Origin of the sequence: Ruminococcus sp. J1101004sp1_RTP21198st1_B9_RTP21198_201120 (assembly GCF_040924245.1) — a bacterium.
GTDB classification, from domain to species: Bacteria; Bacillota; Clostridia; order Lachnospirales; family Lachnospiraceae; genus Blautia_A; species Blautia_A faecis.
This window is the reverse complement of the sequence record NZ_JBCOMI010000017.1, coordinates 39,638-52,318: the sequence shown is the minus strand read 5'-3', so window position 1 is coordinate 52,318 and position 12,681 is coordinate 39,638. Positions and strand designations below refer to the sequence as shown.

The following is a 12,681-nucleotide window of genomic DNA, read 5'->3' as shown; positions in this document are numbered from 1 at the left end:
AAACCACACCTGTCATATCCGCGTCCGGGGGCTCTGGCAGGTGATAATATAAATAGGATTCTCTCCCATCATTAGGTGGTATCTTCCAATCTCCTTTGATCTGGAGGCTGTAAGCTGCACTGCTTCCTGATCTGCGAAATCGTATTCTTTCAATATCTCCAGTGCCTCACTGATCGTCTCCAGCGTAATGCAGTTAATCACGATCCGCACATCTCGGTTCTTTTCTAAAAGCAGGGCAACGATTTCTTTCAGATTTCCTGATGAACCACCGATAAACGCATGAGTAGGAACCGGCAGTTCTTTTAGTGCTTCCGGTGCCTCGCCCTTTATAATTTCCAGATTATCCGTTGCAAACCGCTGTTTGTTTTCGTAAAGAAGAGCCACCGCGTCATCCTTTTTCTCAACAGCGAAAACCTGTCCCTGATCTGCGCGAAGAGCCATTTCCACAGAAACAGAACCTGTTCCGGCACCTACATCATAACAGATGGAATCTTCCTGAAGACGAAGCTTAGAAAGGGAAACACATCTCACCTCTTCTTTTGTCATAGGTGCTTTTCCACGGATAAATTTCTCATCTGGAATTCCATGAGTGGAAAATGCCGGTCTGGCTTTTTCATTGTAAGCACAGACAACGCTCAATGCCTGACCCTCATAGGAAGTCAGTTCACTGGCGTTCGCCTGGAATATTTTTTCATCTGGATAGGAAAGGTTTTCTCCAACATAAAGAACCACATCTCCCATCTCATATTCCACCAGTTTCTGTGCAAGTTCTGCAACCGCACTTTTTGTTCCCAGAATGGAAAAAACCTTCTGATTCTGCTTGATCATGGAAACCAAATTGCAATTTTTGCCGTGGGCGCTAGTGATCTTCGCATCATCCCAGGATAAACCGATCTGGGACATAAAATAAACCACAGAAGAAATTCCGCAGATAATCTCAATGGAGACACAGCCATTTCCTTTTTCACTGTCCTCCTGCCCTTTAAAATCATCTGCTAAAACACCCTCTGGTTTCCTTCCATTCAACACATCCAGCAGCTTCTTCGCTCCGCTGTAGAATCCCACATCCCCGGACAAAGCTATAACAATATTCTCATATTCCGGATGGTTCTTAATATAAGCTCCAATCACATCACTGCGGTATTCATACACCACCGGCTGTCCCGGCTCCCGGATGGAATCTGCCATGCGCCTGGCCCCAATGATCAGATCAGCTCTTTGAACTGCCCTTTTTCCCTGCATTGTGAGGGTTTTCTCACTTCCCATACCAATTCCCAGAAGTGTAACGTGAGGTTTTAGAGTAAGTCCAAAATGTTCTGTGAGCATATGTTTGCATTCTGCCACAGAAAGACCCTCTTCCTGCAGCGGTCTTCCAATTATAACAGGAATCACATCGCACATAAGTGCAGCATCAATTTTCTCCTGGAAACCACCTGCTTTTCCTGTATCCTTTGTCACAAGGTATCTGCAGTCATACTGACGAAGCATGGCTGCGTTTAATTCCATAGAAAAGGGTCCCTGCATACCGATCAGATGTTTGCCCTCAAAGCCATACCCTTTGCAGGTTTCCATCACAGATGGCAAAGACAGAACACGGGCATAAATGCGTTCTCCTGCATCAGATAAAGCTGTAAATTTTCCAAGCTCTTTGCTGCCTGTAGTTAGCAGGATATTCCCCTTAGTGTCTTCCAAAAACCTCACTGCTGCCTCCGTGTCTTCCACATATACAGCTTTATCCTGATACGCGCCCTTTTCACGAAGTACTCTCTCATAGGAAAGCCCTGTATTTTTGCAGGCTGTCCGAATATTCTCCGTTACCTCGGCAGCATACGGATGGGTAGCATCCAGCACCAGTCCGGGACTGAGTTCTTTCAGAAGATTTTCCATCTCCGCCCCATTCAGGCGGCCAGCGTGGATTTTCAGATATTCGTCCTCTTTTAATGATTTGCTTCCGTAATCGGTAGCGACACATGCAAGCACACTTACTTTATTTTTTGCCAGAAAGCTGCAGATTTCATAGCCTTCTGTGGTGCCTGCAAAAACAACAACATCAGACATTTTTATATCCTCTTGGTGTTACCATTTTTCCATCGATATTTCTGGTCTGTGAATTTCCGATAAATACAGTGGTAAACATATCTACCTGTGTTTCTTTCAATTCAGCCAGAGTCATAACCCTGGCAGTTTCACCCTCGCGGTTAATGTTCTGCACAGTACCGCATACTGTTTCCGGAGATTTGTGTTGAAGCATAAGTTCGCAGGCTTTTTTCAGATAATCGTGTCTCTTGTGACTGGACGGATTGTAAAGAACAATCACAAAATCAGCTTCCGAAGCCAGAAGAAGACGCTTCTCGATCTTTTCCCATGGTGTGAGCAGATCACTGAGACTGATCAGACAGAAATCGTGGATCAATGGAGCACCAAGCACTGCTGCTCCTCCGGTTGCTGCTGTAACACCTGCAACTACTTCCAGCTCCACCTCCGGATAGTTTGCGCCGATTTCATACATAAGACCAGCCATTCCGTAAACTCCCGCATCACCACTGCAGATCATGGAAACTGTCTGGTCTTTCATAGCCTCATCAAAAGCCATTACACAGCGGTCTACTTCCTTTCTCATAGGTGTGGTGAGAAAAGATTTTCCCGGAAAATGGTCTTTTACAAGATCAATATAAACAGTGTATCCAACGATCACATCACTTTTTTCAAGAGCTGTAACTGCAGCTCCTGTCATTCCTTCATAAGAACCTGGTCCGATTCCTACCACATAAATTTTCTTTTCTTTACTCAAAACGTATCCTCCAATCTCCAAGGACAAGAGCCGTTGTCACGCCCTCTGCGCCCCGTTTTCTCTGTATAAAATGAATGCCAGTATGATTCTCTGCGGCTTTCACCGCGCTTCGCTCACACACATTATCCACACCTACTGTCTTACTCACAAAAGTGGATGAGGTGAATTCCCCCTGCACAGACAGAAGTTCCTCACTGGAAAATGTTTTGAAGGGAACTCCCAGCTTTTCCGACAGAGCCAGAAGCCCGGGTTCTTCTTTTTTTACATCGATGCTTGCAAGAGCTGCAACTGCCTCCGGATAAATGTCATTTTCTTTCAGGCAGCTGAATGCTGCTTTTTCCACAGCTTCTGATTCTTTATTTTTCCGGCAGCCCATTCCAAGCGCCGCAGCTGGTGGAACTATGTGCGTTGTTGAGGCAAAGGGATGACAGCTTTTATGCACGGTCACGGCAATTCCCACCTCTGGAAGTGGTGTGCCATCCACAGTTTCATACTGTATTTCAGAAAGTGATATGCCAGCTTTTTGACACCAGATCAGTCCCTCTGGCAGTTCTCCCTCCCAGAGGAATTCGCTATAAAATCCAACCTTCTCACCTGCCAGCAGCGCGGCAGAAACCTCTTTCGCCTCTTTCATTCGAAAAATGTGACAGTTATTTTTCTTTGCAAACACATCCACAGCAAATTTTCCTTCAAGATCTGTGGCAGTTGTGACTACAGGGATTGCCTGTAAAATGTCTGCAGCCAGACAGGCAAGTTCATTTGCCCCTCCAAGATGTCCAGACAGCAAGGATATCACGAATTTGCCCAATTCATCTACCACCAGCACAGCCGGGTCTTTCTTTTTGCTCTGTATAAAGGGAGCGATGCTGCGCACTGCGATTCCGGCTGCTCCAATGAAAATGATACTGTCTGCAGTTTCGAACTGTTCTCCCGTCCATTTCCCACAGCTTTCCTTTATAGAGTCTGGAATGTATTTGCTCTTTGTGAAAAGAGAAACTATATTTCCTTCTTTTTCCAGTCCCTTTTTTAGTTTCTCTCCTGTCTGCTGCCCTGTCAGGGTGTAGCATATCATGGAAATTTTCATCCGTTTTCCTTTCATCTGGAACAGGCTCTAACCTAAGCTGCCATATCAAATAACCATATTGTTATTTCGTTGCTTCACGGAACTCTGTTGTAAATCCTGGATCATATAACTTGGAACGGTCATAATGAGCGGCATTTACACAGTCTCCAATGATCATAAGTGCAGTCTTCGTAATATGATTCTCTTTCGCAGTCTGCGCCAGGGTTCCTACTGTGCACACAAATTTCTTCTCATCCTCCCAGGTTGCCTTATACACAATCGCAGCAGGAGTATCTGCCGTATAACCGCCTTCGATCAGTCTTCTGCTCAGTTCTTCCAGCATTCCTGTACTGAGAAAAACAACCATAGTTGCCTGATGGGCAGCAAAGGACTGAATGCTTTCCTTTGGCGGAACCGGAGTTCTCCCTTCCATACGGGTGATGATCACGCTCTGGGAAATATCCGGCAGCGTATATTCCAGATTTAAAGCACTTGCCGCACCGCAGAATGCACTGACACCAGGACAGTAATCATAAGCAATTCCCTTCTCATCCAGCACATCCATCTGCTCACGGATGGCACCATAAATACAGGGATCACCTGTGTGAAGTCTTACTGTTGTCTTGCCTGCCGCTTCTGCCTTTTCCATAACAGAAAGCACCTCTTCCAGTGTCATCTTTGCGCTGTTATAAATGGTACAAATATCCTTTGTGTACTCCAGAAGTTTTGGATTTACCAGAGATCCTGCATAAATAACTACGTCTGCTTCTTCCAGATATTTCTTTCCTCTTACGGTGATCAGATCCGGTGCTCCGGAACCTGCTCCTACGAAATGAATCATGGCTTTCTCTCCTTTTTCACTATAATTTTTATTGTGCGGCAAAGTTTTATAATTCTTACTTTAATAAATTTTCACTTTGCCTACATTGGTTTTTTATTTACATTATCTTATTTTTCCTTCACAATGATCAACGAATAATAACCTGCATCATCTGGAATTTCTTCCACACTTCTATAAATTTTTTCATCTGGCATTCCGCAATTTTCAATCATCTCGGCCTTATTACTAGATGCTTTGATCTGCGCTTTTACTTCCTGCATTTTTTTGCCGGTTTTCATCAGAACTTTCGTTCCGGGAAGCTTCAATGCTTCTTCTATCTGATAGGAGGCAGGGATTACATGAAGCTGCTGGGATTTTTCCACCAGTCCTTCATTAAATCTGGCACTGACTGCACAAAAGGATGTAATGCCGCTAACGATTTCTGTGGCATATCCCAGCTGTTCCACACGTTTGTGTACATAAATATATGTAGAATATACGGTCGGGTCTCCCAGGGTGAGAAATACTACATTTTTTCCTTTCTCAAGCCATTCTGCAATTATTTTTGCTCCTTCATCATGAACACGTTTCAGTTCATCTCTATCTTTGATCATGGGCATTGGCAGGGAAATCATCTGTTTGCTGTCAATTTCCGGGTACGCTCCTTTCATGATCCTGTATGCCACAGATTCTTTTGGGTTTTCCCCTGGAAAAGCCAGTATATCTGCTTCCTTTGTAAGTCTTAAGGCCTTTAAAGTGATCAGCTCCGGATCCCCTGGGCCAACTCCTACGCCATATAATTTTCCTGTCATAGATCTCTCTTTCTGAAATAGTTTTTAAGCATAACTACTCTGTTTTTACTTTTTGCTCTCATAAACTGAACATATCTTTATTCGTAAAAATGCCCTGCAACATACTGTCCATGCCTGCAATCTGCACACTCTATCATCCCGCTTACATTTGAAGTTTAAGCATTTCATCCTGCTTCTGAATTTCCTGAATCAGTTCACCGGCATCTCTTGTTTTTCCCAGATATCCATATACATTGTTAAAAACAACCGCACCAAGCTTAATTTGTTCATAAGAACGGTGATCCAGATAAAACTGGATTCTTTCCATAATTTCTTGCATTGCAGGCTCTAAAAGACCTTTTTTGTGCAAAACATCAAGGGCATCATCTGTGGTATTGCAATTCAGGATAGCTCTTGCAGTATCTCCATCCGCTCCCACTCTGAGGGCATTGGCTGCAAGCACTTCCATACGGGCATCTGCACTGTGGGAATGGGTGTTCATAATTCCTGCTGCTACCTTTACAAACTTGCCAATATGGGCGACAAACAGGATTCCTTTCACGCCCATATCCACAGCCATATCAATGGTTTCTCCCACATAATTGCTGCACTTGATATTTCGTTCAAAAGGTAAGGTCATGTGCTCACGCAGATAATCTGCCCCATAATTTCCAGGTGTCACAAGAAGATACTTCTCACCTTGGGTAAAATGCTGCTTCATTTCCACATGGATGCTCTCCACAAGGGCTTTTTCGCTCATCGGCTCCACGATTCCGGAAGTTCCAAGGATGGAGATTCCTCCTGTGATTCCCAGCCTGGGATTAAAGGTCTTTTTCCCAATCTCCACTCCTTCCGGAACGGAGATTACAACCTTTAGGCCACCCTCATAATCATGGGAAACTGCTGCTTCTTCTGCTTCCCGAAGGATCATTGCACGAGGAACAGGATTGATCGCCGCTTCTCCCACTTTCTGGGAGAGCCCGGGTCTTGTAACTCTGCCTACGCCCACTCCGCCATCTATAACGATTCCGGCAGTATCCGTCTTCCACACTGTAGCATACACAAGAATGCCATTTGTTGTGTCCGGATCATCTCCAGCATCTTTTTTCACTGCACAGGTAACCTGATTTTCACTGATCTGAATGTCATGCAGCTCCAGATCAAGGAGGATTCCCTTAGGAGTCATAAGCGGTACAGATGTTAACTTTTCTTTTCCCAGAAGCATCAGGCAGGCGCCCTTACAGGCTGCTGCCGCACAGGAACCTGTGGTATAGCCAAAACGCATTTTCTTCTGTCCGCGGATCACATAATAATCTTCCAATCCTGTTTTATGTTCCATGTTTCTTGCCTCCAAAGCTATGAGGAACCCGCCCCATCTGTTACGTAAATAAAAGAAGCCCTGTCCTGACAACAAAGCTTCTTTCCTATCAGTCTTATCCCGGTTGCCGCAGGAAATCCTGTTTCTGAAAAAGCGACCAGTATCTGACTGTACAGTAACGGACTTGTGCAGGAATTACACCTGGCTTCCTGATCATGCTTTTCCCTGTTTTTATCCGTTACATTATATAATTTTGCCATTTAAAAGTCAATAAAAGGGGATAGCTTTCCTTATCTTTTACAGTTGCTCCTTGACCAGTAACCTTTTACACAACTTTATGTTCCATCCATTTTCCACTCTTAAACCGCAGACCAAACACGATCGCACGTACCGTCCAGTCTGTGAACATTCCGATCCAGACAGCCATCGGTCCCATGCCACAGACCCGGATCAGATAAACGCACAGGCAAAAGCGGAAAGTCCACATAGTAATGCAGGAAGTAATCATGGAAAACTTCACATCTCCTGCCGCACGCATGCCGTAAGCCGGAATAAACGCAAACATCCATACGATTGGTTTCACAATGGTGATCCAGAACATCATATCAAGACACATTTCAGCGCTTTTAGCTTCCATTCCACCAATCATGGTAATCGGCCGTGCAAGGACATATACCACTGCACAGCAGGCGATGAGAAAGACTTCGGAAAAGATCATCAGTTTCTTCATGTAATAAACTGCCTCGTCTTTTCTTCCGGCTCCAAGACTCTGTCCCACTACTGTCATAAGTCCGATTCCAACACCAATTACAGCTGTTCCATTTAACATCTCCAGCATATTGGTCATAGCCTGGGCTGCAATTGCAGTGGTTCCAAGCGTAGAGACTGTAGACTGGATTGCCAGCTTTCCAAGCTGGAACATGCTGTTCTCTATACCAGAAGGAATACCAAGAGCAAGAATCCTGCCAATCATTTTTCCATCCGGACGGATTTTCAGATAATCACGTACCACAATTGGCTGCCTGTCTTTTCTAAGCTGATAAAGCACTACCACTGCACAAAAAATTCTGGATACCAGTGTAGAAATGGCGGCTCCGGCAACTCCCATATGAAATACCCAGATCAGGATTCCATTTCCCACAATATTCATCACATTGGAAATAATGGAGATTACCATCGGTCCTCTGGTGTTTTCCTGTGCACGGAAAATGGATGCTCCGGCATCATAAAGCGCAATAAAAGGATAGGACAGCACAGTATAAAAGAAATATACCATGGAATTCTTCATAACATCCGCGTCTACTTTTCCGAAAATAAAGCTAAGAAGCGGTGCACGGAAAGCAAGTCCAAGCACAACGATGAAAACAGAAATAGCCGTTATAATAAAAAGTGCCTGCCTGGCTGATTTGTTTGCCATCTCGTGATTCTTCTGGCCAAGATACTGGGTACAGATAATGGTACCTCCTGCTGCCAGTGCAGAAAAGGCCTGAATGATCAATACATTGATGGAGTCCACAAGAGAAACGGCGGAAATGGCCGCAGAACCTACATTGCTGACCATCATAGTATCTACCGTACCCATCAAGGCATTTAATAGCTGTTCCATAATAATAGGAACAAGAAGCGCCCGGAGCATTTTGTTTGTAAAAAGATGTTGCTGTTGTTTCATATGTTTTCTCTTTTTCCTTAAATATATAAATAGTTCCTGTCGCATGGATGTATATCTCATAAAACTGCTTCAGATACTTCCATGCAAATATTTTCTGTGCTATTATACACCTTGAGCGAAAAAAATACAGTATTTAATTACGCACAATCCTTATGTTTCAACATAATTTTAATACAATTTCAGGAGGAACACCTTGGACAGAATTCTTACATACACGATACAGCCAGAGCAGGAAGGAATGCAGCTTCTTGATTTTCTCAGGAACAAGGGCTTTTCCCGGGGAATTTTATCTTCCATGAAGGCAGATAAAAATGCGATTCAGCTAAATGGTGAGCGGGGATTTGGGAAATCAGTTCTTCAGGTCGGAGATTCTCTTCACATACATATTCCGGAAGCGGACAACACTGAGAATATCCTGCCTGTGAGAATGGACCTTTCTATTCTATATGAAGATGAAGATATTTTAGTCATAAATAAGGCGGCAGACATGCCTGTGCACCCTTCCATTGGAAATTATGATAATACACTGGCGAATGGAGTTGCCTGGTATTTTAAAGAAAAAGGACAGCATTTCGTCTACCGCTGCATCAACCGTCTGGACAGAGACACCACAGGAGCCCTGATCCTGGCGAAAAATCCTTATAGTGCAGCAGTTCTCTCTGCCCAGATGAAACAGCGTCAGATCCGGCGTACCTATCTGGCAATTGTACAGGGAATCGCACCAGAGCAAGGAACTATTGATGCGCCTATCGGGCGCGCAGCAGATTCCACCATCGAAAGACAGGTGGATTTCGCAAATGGGGAAAGTGCGGTCACACATTATGAGCGATTAGACACCTATCATTCCTACTCTCTCATCGAGCTCCATCTGGAAACCGGACGCACTCATCAGATCCGTGTGCATATGAAGTACATTGGACATCCGCTGCCAGGAGACTTTCTCTACAATCCAGATTACAGAATTATAAAAAGACAGCCCCTGCACTCCTTTCAGCTGGAATTTGCTCACCCTGTTACAGGAGAAAACATGTGTATGACTGCCCCTGTCCCAGAAGATTTTGCAGATGCCTTTCATCGTTCCTAACGGCAACCGAATTCGGGCAAAACAGGTCAGAACCTCATAACCGTGAAGTTCTGACCTGTCTCATTTTTCATTCTCAGAAAGCTTATAATTCTTTTCTGTTCTTCTCATATATAATGAGCAAACCTTTTAACAAAAGATCCTCATCCAGCAAAATCTTCCGCTTGCAATGTGGGATAATCTTACGGGCAAGACCACCAGTTGCAACAACTGTAATTTTCTGACCAAGCTCTTCTTCAATTCTGTCAACAATTCCGTCAAGGGCTGCTGCATTGCTGTAAATCACACCGCTTTTCATGCATTCAATGGTATTTTTTCCAATGATGCGCTTCGGTGCTTCAATACTGATTCCGCTAAGCTGAGAAGCACGGGCAGTAAGGGCATCCAGGGACACTCCCATTCCGGGAAAAATCATGCCTCCCACATAATGCTTCTTCTCATCTACTACGCTTACCGTACTTGCAGTTCCCATATCAATAATTGCCAGTGGAAGAGAATATTCATGAATTCCTGCAACTGCATTTGCTACAAGATCTGCTCCAAGCTGTCCGGGATTATCCATCAGGATATTCAGTCCTGTTTTTACACCTGGTCCCAATACCATAGGTTCTTTTTTCAGAACCTTTTCAGCTGCAAGCTTCACGGCATTGGTAATCTGCGGTACTACAGAGGAAATAATGCAGCCTTCAATATCAATCCGCTTAATATGATATAAATCCAAAACTGTCTTCAGGTCAACTGCGTATTCCAGTTCTGTTTTTGTACGGACAGTGGAAAGTCTCTCAATGAAATAGGTTTGCTTTGAATCAATGCAGCCAACCACAATATTTGTGTTTCCAATATCAATTGCTAAAATCATTTTTTCCTCCATGATTTCTCTATCATCAGCCAGACTGCTTTCAGCCGCAATCAGCGGCCATTTTTGCAAACAGTCTGTCTGTTTTCAATTTTCTTAAACTTCTGCTGTTTTTACCACTTTCTCAGATTTCTTCTCTGTTTCCGGAAGAAGCCTTGCCTTGTAAAGGGCTGCACCTACAGCGCCTGTGATAACGGTAGCGGAAAGCATTTCACATACTGCGTTGATTCCTACAAATGTACAGATGAACAGAATCACGTTTTTTCCACCCATAAGTCCCTGTACATACTCGGTATTTCCAAAAAGGCAAACCAATAACCCCATAAAAAACAGAGTATTTAAAAATGCGGAAAGAAATCCTGTTACAGCACAGGAAAGATAAATATTTTTTGATTTCCTGCGGACTCCCCGGAAAATATATCCAAGAAGAAGTCCGTCAACCAGTCTTGGAATAAATCTCTGAACAAACGCCAGGAATGGATTGATTCCGAATAAGGTAACACCCATAAGGCTGGTACCTCCAATGCCGATACACTGACCAAAGCTGGTAAGTCCGAATACGGCTCCCGCGATGGCTCCGCCTACAGGTCCCATTGTAATTGCGCTGACGGCAACCGGAATAATATTAAAGGTGATTGCAAGAGGCCCGATATTCAGGTATCCAAGAGGTGTGTAAGCCATAAGAAGCAGAATTGCGATCATAAGGCCCAGTAAGGTGATTTGAGATGTTGTAAATTTTTTGTTCATATTGTCCTCCTTGTTATCGTTCCCTATATTAGAGCCTGTTCAGACCCAGGGATACAATACGGTATGGAACAGCGGGCATGTTTTTTTGGTATTTACCCGCCACTCTGAAAAATGTGTTATCCTCTGTCCAGATTTACAAAATACAATCTGCGAATATAACACCAGTGCCACTGCCTGCGGCTTCGCAAAAGATTTATAAATGCTATCAAAATGACAGCCTGTAAATAACTATCTGCGAACTCTCTCAAGCAGTATTTTATCCAGGATCTTACCGGCTGCATCCTCCTTGCTCATTAGCGGGAGTGATACTTCCTCATCCTGTGTAATCAGAGTCAGAACATTGGTGTCCCCCTGGAATCCGGCACCTGCCATTTTTACATTGTTGGCAGCTACCATATCCAGATTTTTCCTGGTAAGTTTGACTCTGGAATTACCGATCATATTCTCTGTTTCCATGGAAAAGCCACAGAGAAACTGTCCATCCGGTTTGTGCTCTCCAAGATATTTCAGAATGTCATCTGTTCTCTCAAGGGCAATGGACATGTCATCGTCTTTCTTTTTGATTTTCTCATCGCTCACACTGGCCGGACGATAGTCTGCCACTGCTGCTGCTTTAATGATAATATCCTGTTCCTGACTGACAGAGGTTACAGCTTCATACATATCTCTGGCTGTTACCACCGGAACCACTCTTACAAATGGCGGCGGTGTAAGTGCAGTACGTCCACTCACCAGTGTGACATCTGCTCCGCGCAGCATAGCCATTTTTGCAATGGCATAGCCCATCTTGCCGGAAGAATGGTTGGTAATATAACGGACAGGATCAATTGCTTCCTGGGTAGGACCGGCGGTAACCAGCACCTTCAGCCCTTTCATATCCTTCTCACAGGCACACTCTCTCAAAATATAGTTTAAAAGAGTCTCCGGCTCCGGCATTTTTCCTGCTCCGGTATCGCCACATGCAAGATAGCCCACAGCAGGATCGATCACTTCGTATCCATAATGCTCCAGGATTTTTAGATTATCCTGAACAATGGGGTTCTCAAACATATTGGTGTTCATCGCCGGAGAAATAAATTTCTTGCATCTGCATGCCATAATGGTGGTTGTAAGCATGTCGTCTGCAATTCCATGAGCCAGCTTGCCTATCACATTGGCACTTGCCGGTGCGATCATCACAACGTCAGCCTTTTTCGCAATGGACACATGCTCTACCTGGAACTGAAAATTCCGGTCAAAGGTATCCACAAGGCATTTATTCCCGGTAAGTGTCTCAAAAGTAATGGGATTAATAAAATTAGTGGCATTTCTGGTCATTAGCACATGAACGTCTGCCTGCTGTTTCTTCAGCATACTTGCAAGATATGCGATCTTATATGCTGCAATACTTCCAGTAACTCCCAGAAGAACTGTCTTTCCCTCTAACATTATCTTCCCTCATCTCTCTTTGAAATCTTTTGGACAAAATTCATCTGTTATTTTATACCTTTTGTCCGTACCGCTTATTATAATGCAAAGAGACGTATGAATGCAATGTATTTTTTA

General features: G+C 44.0%; 11 protein-coding genes. 1 reads left to right on the top strand and 10 read right to left on the bottom strand.

Going from position 1 to position 12,681, the window contains the following annotated elements:
• Window positions 1–12: 12 nt before the first annotated feature.
• From cobK to AB5618_RS12740, 7 genes are all read right to left on the bottom strand, one after another.
• Window positions 13–2,058, bottom strand: coding sequence for a precorrin-6A reductase (gene cobK / locus AB5618_RS12770; protein WP_368366812.1), 2,046 nt, complete (start codon window positions 2,056–2,058; stop codon window positions 13–15).
• The gene (gene cobJ, locus AB5618_RS12765; protein ID WP_368366811.1) at window positions 2,051–2,791 is read right to left on the bottom strand and encodes a precorrin-3B C(17)-methyltransferase; all 741 of its coding nucleotides are present in this window, start codon (window positions 2,789–2,791) and stop codon (window positions 2,051–2,053) included. Before cobJ ends, cobK begins: the two co-directional genes overlap by 8 nt.
• Entirely contained in the window at window positions 2,784–3,890 is a 1,107-nt protein-coding gene (locus tag AB5618_RS12760) for a cobalt-precorrin 5A hydrolase (RefSeq protein ID WP_244095569.1), read from the bottom strand. The genes cobJ and AB5618_RS12760 overlap by 8 nt, the downstream gene beginning before the upstream one ends.
• 46 nt (window positions 3,891–3,936) lie before the next feature.
• Window positions 3,937–4,695: a precorrin-4 C(11)-methyltransferase gene (gene cobM, locus AB5618_RS12755; RefSeq protein ID WP_118579928.1), complete on the bottom strand. Its 759-nt coding sequence runs from the start codon at window positions 4,693–4,695 to the stop codon at window positions 3,937–3,939.
• Window positions 4,696–4,802: 107 nt separating this feature from the next.
• Window positions 4,803–5,486, bottom strand: a complete 684-nt coding sequence (cobI, locus tag AB5618_RS12750) for a precorrin-2 C(20)-methyltransferase (protein ID WP_368366810.1) — start codon at window positions 5,484–5,486, stop codon at window positions 4,803–4,805.
• A gap of 142 nt (window positions 5,487–5,628) precedes the next feature.
• A complete protein-coding gene (gene cbiD / locus AB5618_RS12745) occupies window positions 5,629–6,804 on the bottom strand; it encodes a cobalt-precorrin-5B (C(1))-methyltransferase CbiD (protein ID WP_368366809.1) in 1,176 nt (391 codons plus the stop codon).
• A gap of 304 nt (window positions 6,805–7,108) precedes the next feature.
• Window positions 7,109–8,452, bottom strand: a complete 1,344-nt coding sequence (locus AB5618_RS12740; protein ID WP_295260785.1) for an MATE family efflux transporter — start codon at window positions 8,450–8,452, stop codon at window positions 7,109–7,111.
• A 193-nt stretch (window positions 8,453–8,645) separates the two neighbouring features.
• Here AB5618_RS12740 and AB5618_RS12735 point away from each other — a divergent pair, with 193 nt between their 5' ends.
• Window positions 8,646–9,536, top strand: coding sequence for an RluA family pseudouridine synthase (locus AB5618_RS12735; RefSeq protein ID WP_173716585.1), 891 nt, complete (start codon window positions 8,646–8,648; stop codon window positions 9,534–9,536).
• A gap of 82 nt (window positions 9,537–9,618) precedes the next feature.
• On the opposite strand, the gene AB5618_RS12730 is transcribed toward AB5618_RS12735, so the two are convergent.
• From AB5618_RS12730 to coaBC, 3 genes are all read right to left on the bottom strand, one after another.
• Window positions 9,619–10,392: a type III pantothenate kinase gene (locus AB5618_RS12730; RefSeq protein ID WP_173716586.1), complete on the bottom strand. Its 774-nt coding sequence runs from the start codon at window positions 10,390–10,392 to the stop codon at window positions 9,619–9,621.
• 93 nt (window positions 10,393–10,485) lie between these two features.
• Window positions 10,486–11,136, bottom strand: a complete 651-nt coding sequence (locus AB5618_RS12725) for an ECF transporter S component (protein ID WP_173716587.1) — start codon at window positions 11,134–11,136, stop codon at window positions 10,486–10,488.
• Window positions 11,137–11,364: 228 nt separating this feature from the next.
• The gene (gene coaBC / locus AB5618_RS12720; protein ID WP_173716588.1) at window positions 11,365–12,564 is read right to left on the bottom strand and encodes a bifunctional phosphopantothenoylcysteine decarboxylase/phosphopantothenate--cysteine ligase CoaBC; all 1,200 of its coding nucleotides are present in this window, start codon (window positions 12,562–12,564) and stop codon (window positions 11,365–11,367) included.
• Window positions 12,565–12,681 lie beyond the last annotated feature (117 nt).

What these genes read in the sequence shown, in the direction of transcription:
- AB5618_RS12730 (WP_173716586.1), bottom strand. Translation starts at nt 10,392, where the DNA reads ATGATTTTAGCAATTGATATTGGAAACACAAATATTGTGGTTGGCTGC.
- cobI (WP_368366810.1), bottom strand. Translation starts at nt 5,486, where the DNA reads ATGACAGGAAAATTATATGGCGTAGGAGTTGGCCCAGGGGATCCGGAG.
- cobK (WP_368366812.1), bottom strand. Translation starts at nt 2,058, where the DNA reads ATGTCTGATGTTGTTGTTTTTGCAGGCACCACAGAAGGCTATGAAATC.
- cobM (WP_118579928.1), bottom strand. Translation starts at nt 4,695, where the DNA reads ATGATTCATTTCGTAGGAGCAGGTTCCGGAGCACCGGATCTGATCACC.
- AB5618_RS12740 (WP_295260785.1), bottom strand. Translation starts at nt 8,452, where the DNA reads ATGAAACAACAGCAACATCTTTTTACAAACAAAATGCTCCGGGCGCTT.
- AB5618_RS12760 (WP_244095569.1), bottom strand. Translation starts at nt 3,890, where the DNA reads ATGAAAGGAAAACGGATGAAAATTTCCATGATATGCTACACCCTGACA.
- coaBC (WP_173716588.1), bottom strand. Translation starts at nt 12,564, where the DNA reads ATGTTAGAGGGAAAGACAGTTCTTCTGGGAGTTACTGGAAGTATTGCA.
- AB5618_RS12725 (WP_173716587.1), bottom strand. Translation starts at nt 11,136, where the DNA reads ATGAACAAAAAATTTACAACATCTCAAATCACCTTACTGGGCCTTATG.
- cbiD (WP_368366809.1), bottom strand. Translation starts at nt 6,804, where the DNA reads ATGGAACATAAAACAGGATTGGAAGATTATTATGTGATCCGCGGACAG.